Genomic DNA, 21,472 nt, shown 5'->3' with positions numbered 1-21,472 from the left:
AGATGATTCATCGCATGCTGGTCGGTGCCGCCATCGTGGCGGCGGGTGTCGCGGCCTCGCCGCTGATGGCCGAGCCCGAGATCGCCGCCGCCGTCCCCAATTTCCGCGCCCTGGACATGCACGGCAAGGTGGTCGACCTCTCCGCCTATCGCGGCAGGACCGTGGTGCTCGAATGGAACAACCCGGGCTGCCCCTTCGTGAAGAAGCATTATGGCAGCGGCAACATGCAGAAGACCCAGGCGGCGGCGAGCGCGCAGGGCGTGGTGTGGTTGACGATCAACTCGGGCGCGCCGGGCCTGCAGGGACACATGACCGGGCCGGAGGCGCAGAAGTTCGTCGCCGCGGAGAAGGCGCGGCCCACTGCCTATCTGCTCGATCCCAAGGGGCTGGTCGGCAAGGGCTATGGCGCCAAGACGACGCCGCACCTGTATATCATCGATGGCCAGGGCCGGCTGGCCTACAAGGGCGCGATCGACGACCGGCCGACGGCGGACGTCGCGGACATCGCCGGCGCGCGCAACCATGTGCTGGCGGCGCTGGCCGAGATGCGCGCGGGCAAGCCGGTATCGGTGCCTGAGACCCGGCCCTATGGTTGCAGCGTGAAATACGCCGGCTAGCTCCCTCTCCCCGCGAGCGGGGAGAGGGTCGGGGAGAGGAGAGTGCGGGCACCATGCCCCTCTCCCCAGAAGGGGAGAGGGAGATACTTCCCCTTGTGCAACGCAACAAAGCGTTGCAGCATGCGATCCGTCGGCATTACCGGCACATGGGAGGCGCATGGCGGCAGGCGGGGCGTTCGACGAAATCTGGGGGCATGGCGGGCCTGACAGTCCGCGCGCCGAGTTCGCCGCGCTTTCGAGATGGCTGGCCGATACCGATGCCGCCGAGCTGCAGCGCCGCCAGCAATCCGCCGAAGCCGCGTTCCGCCAGCTGGGCATCACTTTCGCCGTCTATGGCGACAGCGACGCGGCGGAGCGGATCATCCCGTTCGACATCGTGCCGCGCGTGTTCCTGGCGGGCGAATGGGCCCGGCTCTCGGAAGGGCTGGTCCAGCGGGTCGAGGCGATCAACGCCTTTCTCGAGGACATCTATGGCGAGCGCCGGATCCTGCGCGAAGGCGTGATCCCGCCCGAGCTGATCTATCTCAACGAGCAGTTCCGCGCCGAGGTCGACGGCATCCGCCCGCCGCACGGCGTGTGGGCGCATATCTGCGGCATCGACCTGGTGCGCACCGGCCCGGACCAGTTCTATGTGCTGGAGGACAATGCCCGCACGCCCTCTGGCGTGTCGTACATGCTCGAGAATCGCGAGGCGATGATCCGGCTCTGCCCCGAGCTGTTCCGCGATTTCCGCGTGGCGCCGGTGGACAGCTATCCGGACATGCTGCTCGAAACCATGCGATCGGTGGCGCCCGGCACCAATCCCAAGCCGGTCTGCGTCGTGCTCACGCCCGGTCATTTCAACTCGGCCTATTACGAGCATTCGTTCCTGGCGGACTCGATGGGCGTCGAGCTGGTCGAGGCGGCGGACCTGGTGGTGGACGACGACATCGTCTGGATGCAGACGATCGCCGGGCGCGTGAAGGTCGACGTCATCTATCGCCGCATCGACGACGATTTCCTCGATCCGCTGGTCTTCCGTCCGGATTCGATGCTCGGCGTGCCCGGCATCCTGGCGGCGTATCGCGCGGGCAATGTCGCGATCCTCAACGCGCCGGGCAACGGCATCGCCGACGACAAGGCGATCTACAGCTACATGCCCGAGATCGTGCGCTTCTATTCGGGCGGCGAAGCGAGGCTGCCCAATGTCGAGACCTGGCGCTGCCGCGAGCCCGAGGCGCTGAAATATGTGCTCGCCAACCTGCCGGAGCTGGTCGTCAAGCTGGTCGACGGGTCGGGCGGCTATGGCATGCTGGTCGGCCCCACCGCGACCCGGGCCGAGATCGAGGCGTTCCGCGCCGCGCTGATCGCCGAGCCGCATCGCTACATCGCCCAGCCGACGCTGGCGCTGTCCACCGTGCCGACGCTGGCGGATCGGGGCCTGGCCCCCCGCCATGTCGATTTCCGCCCCTTCGTGCTGACCGGCCGCGACGGCGTGCGGGTGGCGCCGGGCGGGCTGACGCGCGTGGCGCTGCGCAAGGGCTCGCTGGTGGTGAACTCCAGCCAGGGCGGCGGCACCAAGGACAGCTTCGTACTGCTGGACGACGGGGCATGAGGGGCATGATCCCAGGCCCTTCCCGCGCCTGCATCGCGAGGGAGGCATGCACATGCTGATGCTCTCCCGCACCGCCGCCGCGCTCTACTGGCTTGGCCGCTATCTCGAGCGGGCGGACTTCATCGCCCGGCTGGTCGAGGCGACCGTCCGCCTCGACGCCCTCTCCGCCCGTCCCGCCGGCGAGGCGGCGTGGCAGAGCGCGCTCGCCGTCACCTATACCGACCAGGCCTTTGCCGCGACCGGGCAGGAGCCGACCCAGGCCCATGTCGCGCGATTCCTCGCGCTCGACGACGGCCATCCCGGCTCGATCGTCCGCTGCCTGGAGATGGCGCGCAACAATGCCCGGGCCGTGCGCACCGCGCTGACCCGCGAGGCCTGGACGGCGATCAACCGCGCCTGGCTGCTCTTCCAGAACCGCCAGACCATCGGCGGCGCCACCGCGACGCTCAACCTGCTCGAGCAGGTGAAGGGCGAGACGCGCGGCTTCGAAGGCGCGATCCACCGGATGATGCGCAACGAGGCGACCCTGCTCATCCAGCTCGGCGCCGCGATCGAGCGGGCGGACAACACCGCGCGGCTGGTCGACGTCAAATACCACCTGCTGCTTCCCGAGGGCGAGCGGGTGGGCGGCGTGGTCGATCGTGATCAGTGGAACACGATCCTCCAGACCGTCTCGGCGGTGAACGCCTATCGCTGGCTCTACAATGACGGGCTTCAGCCGGCCAATGTGATCGACCTGCTGATCAGCCGTGCCGAGCTGCCGCGCAGCCTCGCGGCCTGTGTCGAGGAAGTGGTCGCGCTGCTCAACGCGCTCGCCAAGCGCACCGGCCTCCAGGGCGAGGCGGATCGCATGGCCCGCACCCGCCTGGCCCGGATGCAGAAGACCAGGACGCATGACGTGATCGTCTCCGGCCTGCACGAGTATCTGGGGGCGTTCGTCCGCGAGAATGCGATGCTCGACGGGGCGATCGCCCGGCAGTTCAGGTTCATCTAGGGGGCGGCATGCGGATCGCGATCGAGCACCGGACCCAGTATCGGTTCAGCGAGCCGCAGGCGCGCATCGTCCAGATGCTGCGGCTCACGCCCTGCGACACGCAGGACCAGACGGTGGTGAGCTGGCTGGTCGGCGTGGATTGCGACGCGCGCCTGCGCGACGCGGGCGACGGCTTCGGCAATTCGGTGACGATGCTCTATGCCGAGGGGCCGATCGAGGCGCTCGACATCACCGTCACCGGCGAGGTGCTGACCAGCGAGGCCAGCGGCATCGTGCGCGGCAGCCTGGAGCCGCTGCCGCCGCTCTTCTATCTGCGCGCCACTCCGCGCACCAGGGCGAGCGACGCGCTGTTCGCCTTCGCCGCGGAGAGTATCGGTGCCGGCGGCGACCGGCTGGAGCAGCTCCACGCGCTCAATGCGGCGCTGCGCCAGCGCTTCCCCTGCGTGCCCGACTTGCCCGATGCCGGCTGCACGGCGTCAAAGGCGTTCGAGGCGGGGCGGAAAGTCAGCTCGCGCGACATCGCCCAGATGTTCATCGCCGCAGCGCGCAGCCTGTCGGTGCCGGCGCGCTATGTCTCCGGATATCGCGCCGAGGATGCTGCCCGCTCGGCCCCGCATGCCTGGTGCGAGGCGCATGTCGAGGGCCTGGGCTGGGTGGGCTTCGATCCCTCGACCGGGCTCAGTCCCGACGAAAGCTATGTCCGCGTCGCGATCGGGCTCGACGCGAGCGCCGCCGCGGCGACGGGCGGCATGCGGATCGGACAGGGGCAGGAGCAGCTGGCCGTGGACCTGCACGTCGATCAGCTGGGGGGCGAGGCGTAATTCCTCCCGAGGAGCTGCGCTCCGAGAGGAATTGGATCAGGCAAATGCCGGCGCGTTCGCCCGTGCCGGCATCGCGACGTGCAGGTCCTCGTCCTCCAGCACCGTCCAGCCATTGGGGCCGAGCACTTCGATCGGGCGATAGCGCGTCTTGTAGGCCATCCGCTCGCTGCCCTTCACCCAATAGCCGAGATAGACATAGGGCAGGCCCGCCGCCTGGCTGCGCAGGATGTGCTCCATGATGATGAAGTTGCCCAGGCCCGGGCGGCTGTCGTCGTCGGCGAGGAAGAAGCTGTAGATCATCGACAGGCCGTCGGCCTGCTGATCGGTGATGCAGGCGCCGACCAGCCGGCCGCGCGCGCCGTCCACCGAAGGCTCCCGATATTCGATCACATAGGAGCTGACCGGCGACTGCTCGACCATGTCGGCATAGTCGTTCTCGTCCATCGCCGCCATGCCGCCGCCCGGATGGCGCGCCTTCAGATAGCGGTGGAGCAGCGTGAACTGCTCCTCGGTCGCCCAGGGCTTGCAGGCGGTGATCTCGAGGTCGGAATGGCGCTTGAGCAGCTTGCGCTGGCTGGCATTGGGCCGGAACGCATCGGCGACGACGCGGACGGAGACACAGGCGGTGCAGCCCGCGCAGCTGGGCCGATAGGCGACCGACTGGCTGCGGCGAAAGCCGATGCGACCCAGCGCGTCGTTCAGCTCGCCCGCGTGCAGGCCTGAAAGCTCGGTGAAGATCTTCCGCTCCTGCCGTCCCGGCAGATAGGGGCAGGGGGAAGGGCTGGTGACGAAGAACCGTGGAAAACGGGAAAGTGCAGTCACCCCTGATGCCCCTATCTTCTGGCCGATACGATGACCCGACAAGGCTGAATATGCGGTGCTTCGCGAAGGATGAAAAGCGACTTTACCATGAAAGAGGGTTAACGATTCACCAGTTTCGCGGAGAGCGTGGGCGTTAACCATCGGGCCGCGTAAACTGCTGCCTGAAAAGGGGAATTTATCCTGTGCGCGCATCATACCGGCTGCGGTGAATCGTGTGAATCCAGCGACGACTCAATTCGTCGCGCGTGCGATTCGTTTCGTCCGGTTGGCGTGGAACACAAGGAGTCCGGCGGAGTCGCGAGTGGCGCTCCCCTCCCTGGAAGGGAGGGGCTGGGGGTGGGTAGATGACCGCGTTACGGTGCGGCCGGTACTCGGCCAGCAGTATCGCCCGGACCCACCTATCCCCGACCCCTCCCTTCCAGAGAGGGGAGCCGCGCTTGCAATACAGGATCTCGCCCGCGCCCCGCGGGGAACCCCAGGTCGCCCGGATGCCCCGCGCCCGGCCTATGCCAGTTCGACCAGCTGCACTTCGTACTGCGCGCGCCGCAGCGCGGTCATCAGCCGGTCGAGATGGTCGCGGTCGCGGGTCTCGCACTCCACGTCGAGGCTCAGGCCCTTGGCGGGGAGGTTGGTGAAGATGCGCTGGTGCGACAGCTCGAGGATGTTGACCGAGAGCTGCTCGAAGATCTGCGCCACCTTGTAGAGCGCGCCCGGCCGGTCCTGCAGGCGGATGCGCAGCCGCGCCATCCGGCCCGAGCGGGCCAGGTCGCGCAGCAGCACATAGGCGAGCAGCCGCGGATCGATGTTGCCGCCGCACAGCACGATGCCCACGGTCTTGCCCTTGAAGCGCTGCGGCTCGGCGAGCAGCGCGGCGAGGCCGGCGGCGCCGGCGCCCTCGACCACGGTCTTCTCGATCTGGAGCAGCAGGCTCACCGATTCCTCGAGCCGGCGCTCGCTCACCAGCACGATGTCGTCGACCAGCGCCTCGACCAGCTTGGCGGTGATGCCGCCCGGCTGCTTCACTGCGATGCCCTCGGCCAGCGTGTCGCCGGCGCAGGGCATGTCGGTGTGGTGGATGCGATTGTACATCGAGGGGTAGAGCTCGGCCTGCACGCCGACCACCTCGATGTCGCGCCCTTCCGACTTGGCCACCGTGGCGCAGCCCGAGATCAGGCCGCCGCCGCCGATCGGGATGATCAGCGTGTCGATCTCCGGCACGTCCTCGACCATTTCCAGCGCGACGGTGCCCTGGCCCGCGATGATGCGCGGATCGTCGAAGGGATGGACGAAGGTGAAGCCGTGCTCGGCTTCGAGCTGGCGGGAATGGGCATAGGCGGCGTCGAACGTCTCGCCTTCCAGGATCACGTTGGCGCCGTGATGCTCGGTCTGCGTCACCTTCACGATCGGGGTATTCTTCGGCATCACGATCGTGCTCGGGATGCCGAGCCGGGTGGCGTGATAGGCGAGGCCCTGGGCATGGTTGCCGGCCGATGCGGCGATCACGCCCTTGGCGCGCGCGGCCTCGTCGAGCTGGAGCAGCGTGTTGAGCGCGCCGCGCTCCTTGTAGGCGGCGGTGAACTGCAGGTTCTCGAACTTGAGATAGACGGTCGCGCCGGTCAGGTCGGACAGGGTCTTGCTCACCAGCGTCGGCGTCCGCACGATCTGGCCCATGATGCGCGCCTGCGCTGCACGGACGTCGTCGATCGATACGGAGAGCGGCTGGGTCGCCGGGACTGTCTTGCTGGCCATGATTCCGCTCGCCTAGACCATCTGGCGGCGGGGGGAAACCACGCTTCTGCAATGAAGGCCATGTTCGGCGGGCATGAAGGCGCCGTATCTGGCGCGCGGGGAGAACAGGCCCTATGCCCTGGCCCCATGCTGAAGCGCCTCCTGCGGCTGTTCGCCGCGCTCGCCCTCGTCCTCGCCCCTGCCGCCGCCATGGCGGACGGGCTGATCGACAACGTCAACGGCATGACGCTGGACGAGAAGGGCGATGTGGTCCGCTTCAACGGCATAATGTTCAACCGCGACGGGCAGATCACCGCGCTGCTCACCCGCGAGCACAAGCGGCCCAAGAAGCTGGAGTGGAAGCTCGACATGGGCGGCAAGACGCTGCTGCCGGGCATGATCGACGGGCACGGCCATGTGATGGGGCTGGGCGCGCAGCTGCTGCTGCTCGATCTCTCCGCGACCACCTCGCTCGACGAGGCGCTGGCGAAGATCAAGGCCTATGCCGACGCCAATCCGACCAAGTGGATCATCGGCCGCGGCTGGAACCAGGAGACCTGGAAGCTCGGCCGCTTCCCCACCGCGGCGGAACTGGACCGGGCGGTGTCGGACCGGCCGGCCTGGCTGCAGCGGGTCGATGGCCATGCCGCCTGGGCGAACAGCCGCGCGATCCAGCTGGCGGGCGTCACCGCCGCAACCAAGGATCCGAATGGCGGCCGCATCGAGCGGGACGCCAAGGGCGCGCCCGCGGGCGTGTTCGTCGACGGCGCCACGGCCCTTGTCGACAAGTTCGTGCCCCGGCAGACCCCGCGCGAGCGCAATGCCGCCTTCCTCGCGGCGCAGGACCGGCTGCTGTCGCTCGGCATCACCGCCACCGCCGACATGGGCACCAGCGTGGACGACTGGCTCACCTATCGCCGCATGGCGGACCTGGGCCAGTTGCGGATCCGCATCATGAGCTATGCCAGCGGCGTCGAGACCGCGCTGGCGGTGGCGGGGCAGGGGCCGACGCCCTGGCTCTATGGCGACAAGCTGCGCATGGGCGGGATCAAGCTCTATGCGGACGGCGCGCTCGGCAGCCGCGGCGCGTGGCTCAAGGCGGCGTACAGCGACGCGCCGGGCGAGAAGGGGCTGGGCTTCCTCACCGACGACCAGCTCCTCAACATGATGACGCGCGGCGCGATGGACGGCTTCCAGATCGCGGTCCATGCGATCGGCGACCGCGCCAACCAGCAGGTGCTCGACGCGGTGGAGGTGCTGTCCGACACCTATAAGGACGATCGCCGCTGGCGGATCGAGCATGCCCAGATCGTCGATCCCCGGGATCTGCCGCGCTTCGCCAAGCTGGGCGTGATCGCCTCGATGCAGCCGGTCCACCAGACCAGCGACATGAAGATGGCCGAGGCGCGGCTCGGGCCCGACCGGCTGGCCGGTGCCTATGCCTGGAAGACGATGCTCAGGGACGGTACCCGTATCGCCTTCGGCTCGGACTATCCGGTCGAGAGCCCCGATCCCTGGGCGGGCTGGGCCGTGGCCTTCACGCGCACTGACGCCGATGGCCAGCCCTTTGGCGGCTGGCGGATCGAGGAGGCGGTGACGCGCGAGCAGGGCTGGGCGGGCTTCACCACCGGCGCGGCCTGGGCGGGCTTTGCCGAGAAGCAGATCGGCCGCCTCGCGCCGGGCATGCGCGCCGATTTCATCATCGTCGACCGCGATCCGCTGCTCGCCTCGCCGGCCGAGCTGCGCGGCACCCAGGTGCTTGAGACCTGGGTCGGCGGCGCGCGGGTATTCGTGAAGAAATAGGCGGCGCGGATGCGGGTTGCGACCGGACGGCGGGGGGCGCCTTGCTGACCCCGTTCGCGGCCTGTCGGCTGCTCGAAGGCGCGGAGGGGCGGCTGCGCACCATCCCGTTGCCGATAGCGGGGGAACGGAACGAAGATGCTCGAGCGGCTTGATCGACCGCTGCGCCTGCGCCAGCTTTCCGGCACCAATTGGCGGGAGCGTGCCGTCGCCGCGCTGGGAGCGGCGCTCGCCATTGGCGCCGCCGGGGCGATCAGCGCGCTGATCGTGGGCAGCCATGCGGCGCTGCTGCTCGCGGCGCCGATCGGGGCCTCGGCGGTGATCCTGTTCGCGGTGCCGTCGAGCCCGCTCGGCCAGCCCTGGCCGGTGATCGTCGGCACGATCCTGTCGATCGCCTGCGGCATTCTCGCCACGCAGCTGCTCGGCCATGGTCCGCTCGCCGCCGGCATGGCGGTGGGGGCGTCGATCCTGCTCATGTCGGCCACGCGCTCGCTGCATCCGCCCGGTGGCGGCTGCGCGCTCCTGGCCGTGCTCGGCGGGCCCGAGCTGCTTGCCAAGGGCTATTGGCTCGCGCTGGTGCCGGGCGGACTCAATGCCGCGCTGCTGGTGGTCGCCGGCCTGGTCTTCCACCGCTTCTCGGGCCACAGCTATCCGCACCGCGCGGTGCCGGCGCCGGCCGATCCACGCATTCTGCCTGAGGATATCGATGCCGCGCTCGAGGCGGCGCAGGAAAGCTTCGACGTCAGCCGCGCGGATCTTGTCGGGTTGTTCGAGGCGGCGGAACGCCATGCCGTCGCGCGGCGCCGGCGGGCATAAGCGAAAGGCCGCGATCCTCGTCGGACCGCGGCCTCGCCAACCCCCTGGAAACCCGTTGCGTCAGGCGACGGCCGAAACCGGCTCCTCGATGCCGTCGGGCTCGCGCAGCACATAGCCGCGGCCCCAGACGGTCTCGATGTAATTCTCGCCGTCGCATGCCATGCTGAGCTTCTTGCGCAGCTTGCAGATGAACACGTCGATGATCTTGAGCTCGGGCTCGTCCATGCCGCCATAAAGGTGGTTCAGGAACATTTCCTTGGTGAGCGTCGTGCCCTTGCGGAGCGAGAGCAGCTCCAGCATCGCATATTCCTTGCCCGTCAGGTGCACGCGGGCGCTGTCGACCTCGACCGTCTTCGCATCGAGGTTCACCGCCAGCTTGCCGGTGCGGATGACCGACTGGCTGTGTCCCTTGGAGCGGCGGACGACGGCATGGATGCGCGCCACCAGCTCTTCGCGGTGGAAGGGCTTGGTCACATAATCGTCGGCGCCGAAGCCGAACGAACGGACCTTGGAATCCATCTCGTTGATGCCGGACAGGATCAGCACCGGCGTCTGCACGCGGGCGACCCGGACCTTCTTGAGGACATCGTACCCATGCATGTCGGGCAGGTTCAGGTCGAGCAGGATGATGTCGTAGTCATAGAGCTTGGCCAGATCCAAGCCCTCCTCGCCGAGGTCCGTCGTATAGACGTTGAACCCCTCGGCCGTGAGCATCAGCTCGATCGCCTTGGCAGTGCTCGGCTCGTCTTCGATCAACAGCACGCGCATCGTCAAAGTCCCCTTGCCCGCAGGCTGCCTTGCCCCAATGAAAGGCATGCCCTGAGCGATTCATTAACCTAAGCGTGTCTGAAGGCAAAAGGTTAATTTCTCCCTAACCGGCCTGAATCCACGAGTCGTGGGGAATCTACCTAGGGAGGGACTCGTTCTCGTTACGGAGTCGAGTCCTTTCGACGCGAATCTCGCCGCAGGTCCGCTTCAGCTGCTCGGACAGGAACGCGATCATCGTCTCGACACGCGCGGGGCGGAGCGTTCCGGGCGGGGTGAGCAGGTGGAGCCCGGACGCGCTGGCCGACCATTCGTCGAGCACGGCTTCCAGCCTTCCCTTGGCCAGATCGTCTCCCACCATGAATTCGGGAAGCCGGGCCACGCCCAGCCCGGCGCGCAGCGCGGGCAGCATGGCGTCGCCATTGTCGGTGCGCATGGGCCCTTCGACCCGCACCGCGGCTTCCTCGCCACCCGCCTTGCGGAAGCGCCACACATCGGGATTGGCGGTGTTGGTGTAGACGAAGCAGGAATGGCGTGCGAGGTCGGCGGGGTGCTGGGGCCGCCCCACCCGATCGAAATAGGCGGGCGACCCGACGATATGGGCAACCATCGGCCCGAGGCGGCGGGCGCGCAGCGAGCTGTCCGGAAGCTCGGCGATGCGCAGCGCGATGTCGATCCCTTCCCCGACGATGTCGACAAAGGCGTCGGAAAGCCGGAGCTCCACCTTGATCCCGGGATAGAGCTTCATGAAGTCGGCGAGCACGGGCGCCACCGCCTGGATGCCGAAGGTGAGCGGTGCCGCGACCCGGACCAGGCCGGCGGGCGCGCTGGCGGATTCGAAGGCGGCTTCCTCCGCCGCCTCGCCTTCGCTCAGGATGCGCTGGGCGTGTTCGGCAAGGCTGCGGCCGCTGTCGGTGAGCGTCAGCCGGCGCGAGGTGCGGTGGAAGAGTGTGGTGCCGAGCCGCGCTTCCAGGCGCGTGATCGCCTTGGAAACGGTCGCCTTGGACACTGCCAGCGCGTCCGCCGCGCCCGAGAAGGAGCGGTGCTCCACCACCGCGGCGAAAACGGCCCAGGCCTCAAAATCCGGTAGCTTCATGCGTTGTTTCTCTTGCTGGCGCTCACGGGCGCCGGGTGTCGACGGCGATCCAGTTCAATTCCCAGCTCTTGCCGCCATCGGTTGAAAATGCCTGTTCGAACCGCGCCGCGTTCGGCGTGATGTCCGAGATCACGAAGCGCACCAGGATGGCGCGCCCTTCCCAGCTGTCCTGCGCATAGAATTCGCCACAGCCCTTGTGGAACGCGCCGATCGGCGCCGGCGTGAGCACGCCTCCGCCGGCGCTGGCGAAGTTCAGCGACCATTGGCGGGCGTGCGGATTGTAGAGGCGCAGCGAGGCGCCCTCGATCCGGCCCGCCGGCCCCTCGACCTTGAGCTCCACCAGATTGGCCCGCCCGCCCATCACCGGGCGCACTTCGCTGGTGCCGCGATATTCGACCCAGGTCGTCGAGCCCGAGAGCGGGCTCTTCAGGCGCTTGAGGTGCGTCGTCCAAGATCCGATCTCCCAATCGAAATCCTTCTGCCCGTCCCCGTCCGGCGTCGTCGCGGCGGGGCAGGTCGTCGGCACCGGGGCCCGCTGCGCCAGCGCGGCGGCGGGCAGGACGAGCAGGATGGCTGGGGCGAGGAGTCGACGAAGCACATGCGGCATGACGGCTGCTTTCGGCGGTGGGGCGGCCCAGTCTAGCAGCTTTCGCCTCGAACGGAAGTCTTGGGAAACGATCGGTTTCCAACGTTTCCATTTACCGTGCGATCCTGCCGCCTATCTTCCTGTTCAACACAGGAGGTTCACACCCCATGATCGATAAGAGACCCTTTGAGACGCTTGGCCATGCCGACCATGGCTGGCTCAATGCGCGGCATCATTTCAGCTTCGCCGACTATTATGACCCGAGCCGCATGAGCTGGGGCGCGCTGCGCGTCTGGAACGACGACGAGATCGCCGCGGGTGCCGGCTTCCCGCCGCATCCGCACCAGGACATGGAGATCATCACCTATGTCCGCCGGGGCGCGATCACGCACCAGGACTCGATGGGCAACAAGGGCCGCACCGGCGCGGGCGACGTCCAGGTGATGAGCGCGGGCACCGGCGTGCGCCATGCCGAATATAATCTCGAGCCGGAGACGACGACGCTCTTCCAGATCTGGATCATGCCGCGCGAGCGGGGCGGCCAGCCGAGCTGGGGCGCCAAGCCTTTCCCCAAGGGCGATCGCTCGGGCCGGTTCGTCACCCTGGCGAGCGGCTTTGCCGAGGATGCCGACGCGTTGCCGATCCGGGCCGATGCCCGGGTGCTCGGCGCCACGCTGAAGGCCGGCGAGAGCGTAACCCACGAAGTGGGCGCCGGCCGCCACGCCTATCTGGTGCCCGCGGTCGGCCGGATCGAGATCGACGGCGAGCCGGTCAATGCCCGGGACGGCGCCGCGCTCGCCAGCGGCAAGGCCTACACCATCACTGCGATCGAGGACGCCGAGATCGTCCTGGTCGACAGCGAATAACCGACTTCCCCCCTCCCGCTCGCGGGAGGGGCTGGGGGGAGGGCGTGCGGCCTTCCCGCCATGATCACCCCTCTCCCAATCCCTTCCGCCAGCGGGAGGGGAACTCGAAGGAAACCGTCATGTCCAAGATCCTGGTCCTCTATTATTCGTCCTATGGCCACCTCGCGAAGATGGCCGACGCCGTTGCCGAAGGCGCGCGCAGCGCCGGTGCCGAAGTGGATGTCCGCCGCGTGCCCGAGACTGCGCCGTTCGAAGTGGCGCAGGCCGCCGGCTTCGTCGCCGACCACAGCCATGCGGTGCTCGAGGACGTCAACGAGCTCGCCAGCTATGACGGCATCATCGTCGGCGCGCCGACCCGGTTCGGCCGCATGGCCAGCCAGATGGCTTCTTTCTGGGATCGCGCCGGCGGCGTCTGGTTCCAGGGCCAGCTGAACGGCAAGGTCGGCGGCGCCTTCACCTCGACCGCCACCCAGCATGGCGGCCAGGAGACGACGCTCTTCTCGATCATCACCAACCTGCTGCATTTCGGCCTGACCGTCGTCGGCCTGGACTATGGCTTCCAGGGCCAGTCCGGCGTCGGCGAAGTGAAGGGCGGCTCGCCCTATGGCGCGACCACCATCGCGGACGGCGACGGCAGCCGCCAGCCGAGCGAAGTGGAGCTGGACGGCGCCCGCTATCAGGGCCGGCGCATCGCCGAGGTGGCCAACAAGCTCGCGGCTTCCCCCCGCGAAGTCGAGACCGCGTAATCTCCCCCTCCTGGCGCGGTCTCCAGGGACGGCGGCCGGACTTCGTGTCCGGCCGCCGTTTTCATTTGCGCGGGCGGAATGGCGGGAGGCGCCGGGAAGTTCGTCCGCGCGGCGGCGAAGCGGGCACGGGCCGCGGGCGCACCCACCCAGCGCCAATGCCAGGGTTCCCAGCCCACGCCCTGCCTGTTGCCCGCCGGGAAGGAGAGCTCGAAGCCGAACGCCGCCGCCCGGCGCATCAGCCATTGCCCGCCCGGGGTCAGCGCGAAGCATTGCTCGGCCGCGCGGCAATCCGCGCCGCGCTGAACGAAGTCGATCGCATAGCCGGTGGCATGCTCGCTATAGCCCGGCGGCGCCACGAAACGGGCGCGAAGGGCCGCCTCGCCGTCGCAATCGCGCAGCCCCGCGCAGAACAGCTGGCGCTGATGGGCGATCGAGCGGAAGCAGGACAGGGCGCCGAGCGCGATACCCTCCGCCCGCGCCGCCGCGAGCAGCCGCTCGACATCGGGCACCGCCGCGCGTGCCATGACGCAGCCCGCTAGGCCCGGCACCGGCTGCAGGTCCGCCGGTGCCGCCTCGCCATAGGGGAGATGGTTGAACAGGCGCGCGACGGGCGCGGGCGGGGGCGCGGCATCGTCGCCGGCATGCGCCGTCAGCGGCAGGAGCGAGAGCAGGATCAAGGCCGAAGGACGCATACGCAACCTCGCGACGCTGAAAAAAGGCGTCACCCGTTCAAACGCGGTTCAAGCGGAAAGGCTCACGCAACTTTGCACATTGCTGTGTCGTTGCGCAGTTGTGTCCACAGGGCCAAAAACGGGCCCGCCGTTGCAGCAGAGGGAGAAATCATCATGTTCCTGCGAGTTTCCTGTCTTGCCTTGTCCGCGGTGCTGTTGAGCACCACCGCTTCGGCGGCGCCGGCGCCCGGTTACGCCGCGCCCGCCGCCATGCAGCGAGTGGACGGCAACAATGTCGGCCGCGTCCGCCACAGCGGCGGCGGCGCCTTTGTCGAGACCCGTCCGGGCCGCTGGGTCGAGTTCGCCGACGACGGCACGCTCATCCACCGCTTCGACGAGACCAATCGCAGCCGCGACGCCGTCAACCTCTATGATCCGTCGCGCGGCGCCCGCGTGCGCCTCGACCTGCGCCGCGGCGACATCTCGGGCGTGCCGCGCTCGGGCCCGCCGCGCTTCCTCTACCGCATCACCGACGTCGACCCGCGCCGCAACAACGGCTGGGGCGACAATGGCGGCTGGGGCGAGGGCGGCTGGGGCCGTCCGGGCGGTGGCCGCCCGGGTGGCGGCGGCTGGGATCGTCCCGGCGGCGGCCGCCCCGGCGACGGCGGCTGGGATCGCCCCGGTGGCGGCCGTCCCGGTGATGGGGGCGGCTGGGGCACCGGCGGCGTGATCCGCGACATCGAGGTCGGCCCGCTCTGGAACCAGTCCGACGCCGATCGCAAGTGCCGCGACACCGCGCGCGACATGCGCGGCGAATGGACCGGCAACTGGCACACCACCGTGCAGGGCCGCCAGTCGGTCTGCTCGATCCGCTTCCAGCGCTGATCCGAACCCACCACCGCTGGCGCTTCGGCGCCGGCGGTGGCATGGGCAGGCGATGTTCAAGGATCGCGTGCTCTTCATCGACGGCGAGGCATTGGTGATCGACAAGCCCGCGGGCCTGCCGGTCGATCGTCCGCGGGACCGCGCGGAAAGCCTCGAGGACCTGCTCGACCAGCTCACCTTCGGTTTCCAGCGCTTGCCGGTGCCCGTCCACCGGCTCGACCGCGACACCAGCGGCTGCCTGCTGCTCGCCCGTAACCCCAAGGCGCTGAAACGCTTCGCCCAGGCCTTCGAGGCCGGGGCCGTGGCCAAGCGATATCTGGCGATCCTCGACGGCGAACCCGCGCAGGACAGCGGCACGATCGACTTGCCGCTCGCCAAGGTCTCGACGCGCGAGCAAGGCTGGCGGATGGTCGGCGATCCCCGGGGCAAGCCCTCGATCACGCGCTACAAGGTGATGGAGCGCAAGGGCGGCAGGAGCCTGGTCGCCTTCTATCCCGAGACCGGCCGCACCCATCAGATCCGTGTGCATGCGGCCGAAGGGCTGGGCGCGCCGGTGATGGGCGATCCGGTCTATGGCCGGGGCGGGCCGGCGATGATGCTGCACGCCATCGAGCTGACCCTGCCGCGCGAGGGCAAGGACGATATCCACGCCACCGCCCCGCTGCCGGTGCGCTTCCACAATGCGGGTTTCGGGGCCGGCTTCGGCCATGGCTGAGATACCCGACGAGGCGATCGTCGAGGAGAAGTTCCTCGCCTCGACCGGGCCGGGCGGGCAGAACGTCAACAAGGTCGCCACCGCCGTCCAGCTGCGGATCGACGTGTTCAAGCTGGGCCTGGCGCCTTATGCCTATCAGAAGCTCAAGACGCTGGCCGGCACCAAGCTGACCGCGGGCGGCGAGCTGGTGATCACGGCCCGCAAGTTCCGCACCCAGGAAGCCAATCGCGCCGATGCCCGCGAGCGCGTCGCCGAGCTGATCGCCAAGGCGTATGAACGCGATGCCAGGCGGATCAAGACCAAGCCGAGCAAGGCAGCCAAGGCGCGGCGCGTGGACGAGAAGAAAGGGCGCAGCGCCGTGAAGGCGGGCCGGGGCAAGGTGCGGCTCGACTAGGCGGGGAAGCCTTACTCACTCTACTCGTCATCCCCGCCCGCGCGGGGATGACGGCGCTTCTCGAAGGCATCGCGACCCTGGCATTCCCGTTCCAGCCATCCGCGCGGGCTCGTGCCGGTCCAGCGCTTGAACGCGCGGGAGAAGGCGCTGGGATCGGAGAAGCCGACCAGATAGGCGGTTTCGTTCACCGAGGTTCGCCCGCCGCTCAGATAGTTGAGCGCCATGCGGTGGCGGAGCGCGTCGAGCACCGCTTCGAAGCCGCTGTCCTCGTCCTTCAGCCGGCGCTGGAGCGAGCGCCGGCTCAGCCCGAGCTTGCGGGCAACGGCCTCCATCGTGGCGTCGCCGCGGTGGAGCATCGGCATCAGCGCGCCTTCCACCCGGCCGCGCATCGACTTGGCGCTCTCCAGCGCGCGCATCAGCCGGTCGGCGCGCTCGCTGAGCACGCCAAAGGCATAGCGGCTGGGATTGTGCAGCGCGATGCCGAGCCAGGACGGATCGATCCGGATCGCATTGCGATCGCTGGCGAAAGTGACCGGCACGCCGAGCACCGCTTCATATTCGGCGGCATGGGCCGGGGCGGCATGAGTGACGTGCACGGCCAGCGCGAAGGGCGCATCGGGAAAATGGCGCCGCGTCTCGCCGATGAAGCGCGCCCAGCTGGCCTCGGTCATCTCGGGAAAGGCATTGGGATCGGCGCGCGTGTCGGTCAGCCAGGTGCCGCCGTCGCGCTGCTCGATCCGGAAGCGCGGGCCGGTCATCGCCAGATCGACCTCGGCGACGAGCCGGCCATAGCGATTCAGCTCGGCCAGCGCTTCGCCCATGGTCGGCGCGGCATAGCAGATGAGGCCGACGACCGAGAATTCGCGAAAGTCGTTGCCCGCGCCCAGGTGCAGCGCCAGCGCGGGCATGCGGCAAAGCTCCTTCGCGGCGCGCATCAGCGCCTGATAGCGGGCGAAGGGCACGCGGATGTCGGGATCGGCGAGGCCGGCGGGATCGATCCCCGATCGCCGCGCCAGCTCGGCCGCATCGGCGCCGCGCGCCACGGCGAAGCGCCATAGATAACCGGCATAGCCCGCCGAGACGGTGGGCGCGGCCTGGCGCGCAAAGTCATGTTTTCCGATCGGCGCGGTCATGTCCGAGGCCAGTCTCGCCGGGTTATCGACCGCTTGGCAAGTCCGGGAGGGAAGATGACCGAGAAGACCGTCGCCATGTGGAGCGTGAAGGCGCTGAGGGGTTCCGTCCTCTTCTGGTTCGCCGTCGCGACGACCGGCCAGCTCGCCTTCGTCCTCTATATCGCCGGCTTTTATGGCCGTGCCGCCGTGCAGGGCGATTTCGCGCGGTGGAACCAGGTGCTGGTCGGCGGCTATGTCCCGGGCGGACTGGCCGGCAACCTGGTGCTGGCGATGCACCTGCTGCTCGCCGCGGTGATCACGCTGGGCGGCCCGCTCCAGCTCGTGCCCGCGATCCGCCGCCGCTGGCCGCGCTTCCACCAGTGGAACGGCCGCACCTACATGCTCACCGCGCTGCTGATCAGCCTGGGCGGCCTCTACATGGTGTGGACCCGGGGCACGGCGGGCGGGCCGTTGCTGCGGATCGGAATCAGCCTGAACGGGCTGCTGATCCTCGGCGCGGGGGCAGTCGCCTGGCGACTCGCCCGCCGGCGCCGCTTCGCCGAGCATCGCCGCTGGGCGCTGCGCGCCTTCGTGCTGGCGAGCGGCGTGTGGTTCTTCCGCGTCGGGCTGATGTTCTGGATCCTCGCCAATCGCGGCCCGCTGGGCATCGGGGCCGATTTCGACGGCCCCTTCGTCCGCGCCTGGGCCTTTGGCTGCTATCTCGCGCCGCTGGCGATGCTCGAGATCTACCTGGCCTCCGAACGGCGCGGGCCGCTGTCGCGCTTAGCCGTCGCTGCGGGGCTCGGGCTGCTCGCGCTGGCGGCCGGGATCGGCATCTTCGGCGCGGTGATGGCGATGTGGCTGCCGCGCCTGCTCGGTTGACCCCTCCCGCCGGGGCGCGGGATCGACTACATGGGCGCCATGTACGCCTTCGACATCGACACCGCCGACAAGACCGAGCTCTATCGCGACCTGGCCGCCGCGCTCGACGCGCTTACCGCCGACGAGCCCGACGCGATCGCCAACATGGCGAACGTCGCGGCGCTGATCTGGCAATATCTGCCCGACCTGAACTGGGCGGGCTTCTATCGCAACGTGAACGGCGAGCTGGTGCTCGGGCCGTTCCAGGGCAAGGCCGCCTGCATTCGCATCCCCTTCGGCAAGGGCGTCTGCGGCGCCGCCGCGACGACGCGCGAGACGCAGCTGGTCGAGGACGTGCACGCCTTTCCCGGCCATATCGCCTGCGATGCCGCCAGCCGCTCCGAGCTGGTCGTGCCGATCGTCGTCCAGGGAGCGCTGATCGGCGTGCTCGATCTCGACAGCCCCAGCCCGGCCCGCTTCGATGCCGGCGACGCCGCCGGCTGCGAGGCGCTGATGCGCATCCTGGGTCCCCGTCTGGCCGGCTGACCCGGATCGGGACTCCGTTAAGCATAGGCAAAAGTGGCGCCGCGTACGTGCGGGGTTTAACTCTTTGGCAACCATCGGAGCAGCGCGCGCTCCGGCATGGGGCGAAGGAGTATCGATATGCGTCACCTGTTGAAGCCGGCCCTGATGGCCTCGGCGCTGCTGGCAGCGCTGCCGGCGGTTGCGCAGGTGGCCGCGCCCGGCCCCGCCTGGGGCGGCAGCGGCGGCCCGATCCCGGCGCCGGGCGGCGCCTATGGCGGGCGGGGCGTGCCGATGCCGCCGCCGCCGCGCGTTCCCGGGCCGCCGCCCGTCGTCCAGAACGGCCCGGGCGTGCCGACCGCCGGCGCGCGCGTCTGGCAGAATGGCCGCTGGATGGCGCTGCCGCCGCGCGGCCATGGCCAGGTGACCCGGCCGAACGGCAATCGCTGGGGCGGAATGATCGGCGGCCGCTGGTATGCCGGTGCCCAGGCGCCGGGCGGCTGGAACGGCTATCGCCGGCTCGGCCGCGGCAATCATCTGCCCGGCTATTGGATGGGCGGCGGCTTCCGCATTCCCGATTATCTGAGCTGGGGCCTCGCCGCGCCGCCCTATGGCTATTTCTGGGTCCGTTATTACGACGATGCCGTGCTGGTCGACGATCGCGGCGACGTGTGGGATTCGGTGAGCGGCATCGGCTGGGCCGATGCGGATTCCTGGGCCGATTCGAGCGGCAGCTATTCGAGCGCCTATAGCCGGTCCGGCACCGGCGCCGGCTATCGCGAGCCCATCCGGCCGATCGATCCGAACGACTATTATGACGGCTATCCCGGCGACTATGCGCCGCCGGCCGACGCGCCGCCGCCGCCGGGCGTGCAGGTCCAGGGCTATTACGGGTCCGGCGGGGCCTATTATGGCGGGGGCAGCCACCAGTCCGGCGCTTATTATTATGGCGCGCCGATGGGCTCGACCGTGATCGTCACCATGCCGGCCGTGACCACCACGACCACGGTGACCGAGGAAGTGGTCGAGCGGACCACCTATGTCCGCGCCGCGCCGCGCCGGGTGGTGCGCAAGGCGCCGGTGCGGCGGTACAAGCCCCGGGTGCAGTGCTGCGTCTGCGGCTGCCGGTGATTTCCCGCCGCGCCGCGTGGCGAATGCGCGGCGATCCCATATTGCAACCGCAGGAATAAGCTCCCCTTCCTTCCCGGGAGGGGAGTGACGGGCTTCACCGCCGCCCGAACGTCACCAGGCTCTCGGCCCCGTCCGCGCCGAGCGCCGACACACCGACGAAATTGTCGTCGACCACCACGCCCTTCAGGCTGGCTTCGGTGCCGGTGACGTCGAGATGGCCGGCCCAGTCGCGGGCATCGGCGCGGCGCCAATGGACGCGGTATCCGACCGCGCCGGGCACGGCCGCCCATTTCACCGAAGTGTCGGAGGCGAGCGCGCCGCCGATCGTCACTCGGTCGGGTGCCGCCGGCGCGGCGGCCAGGCGGCGGATCGTCGCGACGTTGAGCGCAGTCACCTTGGCCAGATAGGGGAAGTCCATCTTATCGACCGTGTCGCCCTTGCCGAGGGCGAGGTCCTGGTGCTGCGCGTCGTAATTCTCGATCCCTACCGAGAAGCGCACCGTCGGATAGCCGAGTTTCTGGAACGGCGAATGGTCGCCGCCGCGGCCGAACCGGTCGGGCCGGCGGACGAGGAACGCCTGGAGCCCGCCGGGGACGGCGCCCGCGACCTGGCCGATCGCCTTGGCGAGCGCGCGCGAGGGGCCGTCATCCTCGCCGCCATCGGCGCGCAGGCCCTGGAGCGCCGGGGCGGCGTCATTCTCGCCGAAGCTCTCGGAGAAGACGCGCACCCGGTCCGCCACCTTGCGCCCGTCGGTGCCGACGGTGTTGCCGACGATGTCGTTGTTGAGCACCGCCGTGACCGTCCAGCCGCGTTCCTTCGCGGTCTCGGCGAGCAGCTGGCCGCCGAACAGCCCCTGCTCTTCGCCCGAGAGCGCCGCATAGACGATCGTCGCCCGGAATTTCTCTCGGGAAAGGATGCGCGCCGCCTCGAGCACCAGCGCGACGCCGGAGGCATCGTCATTGGCGCCGGGGGCATCGGCGGTGGCGTTCATCACGTCGCTCACCCGGCTGTCGATATGGCCCATCACGATGACGACGCGCTTGGGATCGGTGCCAGCCTGGAAGCCGAGCACGTCGACGATCTGCACCCCGCCCGGCGCGCGGGGCCCGGTGAAGCCGCGCGCGATGTTGGCGACTTCGATGCAGCCGCACCGGTCCCCCAGCCTGGCGAGCTCGGCGGCGAACCAGCGCCGGGCGGCGCCGATGCCGCGATTCGGGTCGTCCGCGTCCGAAAGCGTGTGGCGCGTGCCGAAGCCGACCAGCTTCTCGACGCTGGCCTTCAGGCGCGCGGGATCGGGCTTTTCCTGGGCCTGGGCCTGGGCAGCGACGGGGAGGGCGAGGAGGAACGAAGCCAGGGCGAGGATGCGCATGCGGCGAAAGTGGCGGGCGAGGGGGGATGGGTCAATCGCCCTCACCGTCCCCCGCCGCGAGGCCGGAGGGCAAAATGGGGCGCGCCGCTCGCGGGCGTTCAGCTCAGCCGGTCGATCGCGTCCATGTCGAGCGCCCCGGGAATCACCATCAGCGGCACCGGCAGCTTGCCCGCGTCCGATCCGGAGAAATGCGCGACCATCGGCCCCGGCGGCCCGCTCGCCGCGGCGCCGAGCACCAGGGCGGCGATGTCGCGATTGGCGGCGATCATCTCGCGGACGATCCGGGGGCCGTCGCCCTCGCGCACGGTGATCGAGGGCTGGAGCCCCGATTCGGCGAACAGCGTGCCGGCGGCGCGGGCGACCAGCGCCTCGGCGCGTTCGCGCGCTTCCTCCTCGATCGTCGCCATCACGCCGCCCCATTGGACGAAGTCCGGCTTGGGGATTAGCGCGAGGATTTCGACGTTCCCGCCGGTCTTCACGGCACGCCGCGCGGCGAAGCGCAGCGCGATCTCCGCCTCCGGACTCTCGTCGATCACCACCAGATAGGTGCGCATGGAAGGT

The 21,472-nt window shown here is 69.3% G+C and carries 23 protein-coding genes; 14 read left to right on the top strand and 9 right to left on the bottom strand.

Annotation, left to right across the window (positions count from 1 at the left end; genetic code table 11):
- Positions 1-2 precede the first annotated feature (2 nt).
- From OMP43_RS15095 to OMP43_RS15080, 4 genes are all read left to right on the top strand, one after another.
- Positions 3-617 (top strand): redoxin domain-containing protein, encoded by a 615-nt coding sequence (locus OMP43_RS15095; RefSeq protein ID WP_280280341.1) that lies wholly within the window; start codon positions 3-5, stop codon positions 615-617.
- Positions 618-774: 157 nt separating this feature from the next.
- Complete coding sequence (locus OMP43_RS15090; RefSeq protein WP_280280340.1) at positions 775-2,211, top strand: circularly permuted type 2 ATP-grasp protein; 1,437 nt, start codon at positions 775-777, stop codon at positions 2,209-2,211.
- A gap of 58 nt (positions 2,212-2,269) precedes the next feature.
- Positions 2,270-3,205, top strand: a complete 936-nt coding sequence (locus OMP43_RS15085) for an alpha-E domain-containing protein (RefSeq protein WP_280280418.1) — start codon at positions 2,270-2,272, stop codon at positions 3,203-3,205.
- A gap of 8 nt (positions 3,206-3,213) precedes the next feature.
- Positions 3,214-4,026 carry a transglutaminase family protein gene (locus tag OMP43_RS15080; protein ID WP_280280339.1) on the top strand — a complete coding sequence of 271 codons (813 nt, stop codon included), beginning with the start codon at positions 3,214-3,216 and terminating at the stop codon, positions 4,024-4,026.
- A gap of 36 nt (positions 4,027-4,062) precedes the next feature.
- On the opposite strand, the gene OMP43_RS15075 is transcribed toward OMP43_RS15080, so the two are convergent.
- Entirely contained in the window at positions 4,063-4,848 is a 786-nt protein-coding gene (locus OMP43_RS15075) for an arginyltransferase (RefSeq protein WP_280280338.1), read from the bottom strand.
- Positions 4,849-5,352: 504 nt separating this feature from the next.
- Complete coding sequence (locus OMP43_RS15070; protein WP_280280337.1) at positions 5,353-6,597, bottom strand: threonine ammonia-lyase; 1,245 nt, start codon at positions 6,595-6,597, stop codon at positions 5,353-5,355.
- 126 nt (positions 6,598-6,723) lie between these two features.
- Between OMP43_RS15070 and OMP43_RS15065 the strand changes: the two genes are divergently transcribed.
- Together OMP43_RS15065 and OMP43_RS15060 are read left to right on the top strand one after the other, a co-directional pair.
- Positions 6,724-8,379, top strand: coding sequence for an amidohydrolase (locus OMP43_RS15065; RefSeq protein ID WP_280280336.1), 1,656 nt, complete (start codon positions 6,724-6,726; stop codon positions 8,377-8,379).
- Positions 8,380-8,514: 135 nt separating this feature from the next.
- The gene (locus tag OMP43_RS15060) at positions 8,515-9,192 is read left to right on the top strand and encodes an HPP family protein (protein WP_280280335.1); all 678 of its coding nucleotides are present in this window, start codon (positions 8,515-8,517) and stop codon (positions 9,190-9,192) included.
- Positions 9,193-9,252: 60 nt separating this feature from the next.
- Here OMP43_RS15060 and OMP43_RS15055 read toward each other — a convergent pair whose 3' ends face one another.
- The 3 genes from OMP43_RS15055 to OMP43_RS15045 all read right to left on the bottom strand — a co-directional run bounded on the left by OMP43_RS15055 (position 9,253) and on the right by OMP43_RS15045 (position 11,651).
- The gene (locus tag OMP43_RS15055; protein ID WP_280280334.1) at positions 9,253-9,960 is read right to left on the bottom strand and encodes a response regulator transcription factor CtrA; all 708 of its coding nucleotides are present in this window, start codon (positions 9,958-9,960) and stop codon (positions 9,253-9,255) included.
- Positions 9,961-10,096: 136 nt separating this feature from the next.
- A complete protein-coding gene (locus OMP43_RS15050; RefSeq protein ID WP_280280333.1) occupies positions 10,097-11,053 on the bottom strand; it encodes a LysR family transcriptional regulator in 957 nt (318 codons plus the stop codon).
- Between the two features lie 22 nt (positions 11,054-11,075).
- Positions 11,076-11,651, bottom strand: coding sequence for a hypothetical protein (locus OMP43_RS15045; RefSeq protein WP_280280332.1), 576 nt, complete (start codon positions 11,649-11,651; stop codon positions 11,076-11,078).
- A gap of 155 nt (positions 11,652-11,806) precedes the next feature.
- Here OMP43_RS15045 and OMP43_RS15040 point away from each other — a divergent pair, with 155 nt between their 5' ends.
- On the top strand, positions 11,807-12,505 hold the full coding sequence (locus OMP43_RS15040) for a pirin family protein (protein WP_280280331.1): 699 nt from the start codon (positions 11,807-11,809) through the stop codon (positions 12,503-12,505).
- A 119-nt stretch (positions 12,506-12,624) separates the two neighbouring features.
- Positions 12,625-13,251, top strand: a complete 627-nt coding sequence (gene wrbA / locus OMP43_RS15035) for an NAD(P)H:quinone oxidoreductase (protein WP_280280330.1) — start codon at positions 12,625-12,627, stop codon at positions 13,249-13,251.
- Here the strand turns inward: wrbA and OMP43_RS15030 are convergent.
- A complete protein-coding gene (locus OMP43_RS15030; protein WP_280280329.1) occupies positions 13,182-13,943 on the bottom strand; it encodes a M15 family metallopeptidase in 762 nt (253 codons plus the stop codon). The two genes, wrbA and OMP43_RS15030, sit on opposite strands and share 70 nt — an antisense overlap.
- 153 nt (positions 13,944-14,096) lie before the next feature.
- On the opposite strand from OMP43_RS15030, the gene OMP43_RS15025 reads away from it, so the two are divergent.
- Genes OMP43_RS15025 through arfB form a run of 3 tightly spaced genes read left to right on the top strand, consistent with a single transcriptional unit; the run spans position 14,097 to position 15,916 of the window.
- Positions 14,097-14,807 carry a mannan-binding lectin gene (locus OMP43_RS15025; RefSeq protein ID WP_280280328.1) on the top strand — a complete coding sequence of 237 codons (711 nt, stop codon included), beginning with the start codon at positions 14,097-14,099 and terminating at the stop codon, positions 14,805-14,807.
- Positions 14,808-14,859: 52 nt separating this feature from the next.
- On the top strand, positions 14,860-15,522 hold the full coding sequence (locus OMP43_RS15020) for an RNA pseudouridine synthase (protein ID WP_280280327.1): 663 nt from the start codon (positions 14,860-14,862) through the stop codon (positions 15,520-15,522).
- On the top strand, positions 15,515-15,916 hold the full coding sequence (arfB, locus tag OMP43_RS15015; protein WP_280280326.1) for an alternative ribosome rescue aminoacyl-tRNA hydrolase ArfB: 402 nt from the start codon (positions 15,515-15,517) through the stop codon (positions 15,914-15,916). Before OMP43_RS15020 ends, arfB begins: the two co-directional genes overlap by 8 nt.
- A gap of 20 nt (positions 15,917-15,936) precedes the next feature.
- On the opposite strand, the gene OMP43_RS15010 is transcribed toward arfB, so the two are convergent.
- Positions 15,937-17,049: an AraC family transcriptional regulator gene (locus OMP43_RS15010; protein WP_280280325.1), complete on the bottom strand. Its 1,113-nt coding sequence runs from the start codon at positions 17,047-17,049 to the stop codon at positions 15,937-15,939.
- A gap of 54 nt (positions 17,050-17,103) precedes the next feature.
- Between OMP43_RS15010 and OMP43_RS15005 the strand changes: the two genes are divergently transcribed.
- The 3 genes from OMP43_RS15005 (at position 17,104) to OMP43_RS14995 (ending at position 19,542) form a co-directional block, all read left to right on the top strand.
- Positions 17,104-17,910 (top strand): DUF2306 domain-containing protein, encoded by an 807-nt coding sequence (locus OMP43_RS15005; protein ID WP_280280324.1) that lies wholly within the window; start codon positions 17,104-17,106, stop codon positions 17,908-17,910.
- Between the two features lie 39 nt (positions 17,911-17,949).
- The gene (locus OMP43_RS15000; RefSeq protein ID WP_280280417.1) at positions 17,950-18,435 is read left to right on the top strand and encodes a GAF domain-containing protein; all 486 of its coding nucleotides are present in this window, start codon (positions 17,950-17,952) and stop codon (positions 18,433-18,435) included.
- 117 nt (positions 18,436-18,552) lie between these two features.
- Positions 18,553-19,542, top strand: coding sequence for an RcnB family protein (locus OMP43_RS14995; RefSeq protein WP_280280323.1), 990 nt, complete (start codon positions 18,553-18,555; stop codon positions 19,540-19,542).
- 94 nt (positions 19,543-19,636) lie between these two features.
- Here the strand turns inward: OMP43_RS14995 and OMP43_RS14990 are convergent, their stop codons facing one another.
- Complete coding sequence (locus tag OMP43_RS14990; protein WP_280280322.1) at positions 19,637-20,911, bottom strand: M20/M25/M40 family metallo-hydrolase; 1,275 nt, start codon at positions 20,909-20,911, stop codon at positions 19,637-19,639.
- Between the two features lie 98 nt (positions 20,912-21,009).
- Entirely contained in the window at positions 21,010-21,465 is a 456-nt protein-coding gene (locus OMP43_RS14985) for a universal stress protein (protein WP_280280321.1), read from the bottom strand.
- Between the last annotated feature and the right edge of the window lie 7 nt (positions 21,466-21,472).

Origin of the sequence: Sphingomonas sp. CBMAI 2297, from assembly GCF_029870595.1 — a bacterium.
Classification (GTDB): Bacteria; Pseudomonadota; Alphaproteobacteria; order Sphingomonadales; family Sphingomonadaceae; genus Sphingomonas.
This window is presented reverse-complemented; position numbering and strand designations above follow the sequence as displayed.

Coding starts and splice junctions, on each gene's coding strand:
- OMP43_RS15095 (WP_280280341.1), top strand. CDS start 3: ATGATTCATCGCATGCTGGTCGGTGCCGCCATCGTGGCGGCGGGTGTC.
- OMP43_RS15090 (WP_280280340.1), top strand. CDS start 775: ATGGCGGCAGGCGGGGCGTTCGACGAAATCTGGGGGCATGGCGGGCCT.
- OMP43_RS15085 (WP_280280418.1), top strand. CDS start 2,270: ATGCTCTCCCGCACCGCCGCCGCGCTCTACTGGCTTGGCCGCTATCTC.
- OMP43_RS15080 (WP_280280339.1), top strand. CDS start 3,214: ATGCGGATCGCGATCGAGCACCGGACCCAGTATCGGTTCAGCGAGCCG.
- OMP43_RS15070 (WP_280280337.1), bottom strand. CDS start 6,597: ATGGCCAGCAAGACAGTCCCGGCGACCCAGCCGCTCTCCGTATCGATC.
- OMP43_RS15065 (WP_280280336.1), top strand. CDS start 6,724: ATGCTGAAGCGCCTCCTGCGGCTGTTCGCCGCGCTCGCCCTCGTCCTC.
- OMP43_RS15060 (WP_280280335.1), top strand. CDS start 8,515: ATGCTCGAGCGGCTTGATCGACCGCTGCGCCTGCGCCAGCTTTCCGGC.
- OMP43_RS15055 (WP_280280334.1), bottom strand. CDS start 9,960: ATGCGCGTGCTGTTGATCGAAGACGAGCCGAGCACTGCCAAGGCGATC.
- OMP43_RS15050 (WP_280280333.1), bottom strand. CDS start 11,053: ATGAAGCTACCGGATTTTGAGGCCTGGGCCGTTTTCGCCGCGGTGGTG.
- OMP43_RS15040 (WP_280280331.1), top strand. CDS start 11,807: ATGATCGATAAGAGACCCTTTGAGACGCTTGGCCATGCCGACCATGGC.
- wrbA (WP_280280330.1), top strand. CDS start 12,625: ATGTCCAAGATCCTGGTCCTCTATTATTCGTCCTATGGCCACCTCGCG.
- OMP43_RS15030 (WP_280280329.1), bottom strand. CDS start 13,943: ATGCGTCCTTCGGCCTTGATCCTGCTCTCGCTCCTGCCGCTGACGGCG.
- OMP43_RS15025 (WP_280280328.1), top strand. CDS start 14,097: ATGTTCCTGCGAGTTTCCTGTCTTGCCTTGTCCGCGGTGCTGTTGAGC.
- OMP43_RS15020 (WP_280280327.1), top strand. CDS start 14,860: ATGTTCAAGGATCGCGTGCTCTTCATCGACGGCGAGGCATTGGTGATC.
- arfB (WP_280280326.1), top strand. CDS start 15,515: ATGGCTGAGATACCCGACGAGGCGATCGTCGAGGAGAAGTTCCTCGCC.
- OMP43_RS15010 (WP_280280325.1), bottom strand. CDS start 17,049: ATGACCGCGCCGATCGGAAAACATGACTTTGCGCGCCAGGCCGCGCCC.
- OMP43_RS15005 (WP_280280324.1), top strand. CDS start 17,104: ATGACCGAGAAGACCGTCGCCATGTGGAGCGTGAAGGCGCTGAGGGGT.
- OMP43_RS15000 (WP_280280417.1), top strand. CDS start 17,950: ATGTACGCCTTCGACATCGACACCGCCGACAAGACCGAGCTCTATCGC.
- OMP43_RS14995 (WP_280280323.1), top strand. CDS start 18,553: ATGCGTCACCTGTTGAAGCCGGCCCTGATGGCCTCGGCGCTGCTGGCA.
- OMP43_RS14990 (WP_280280322.1), bottom strand. CDS start 20,911: ATGCGCATCCTCGCCCTGGCTTCGTTCCTCCTCGCCCTCCCCGTCGCT.
- OMP43_RS14985 (WP_280280321.1), bottom strand. CDS start 21,465: ATGCGCACCTATCTGGTGGTGATCGACGAGAGTCCGGAGGCGGAGATC.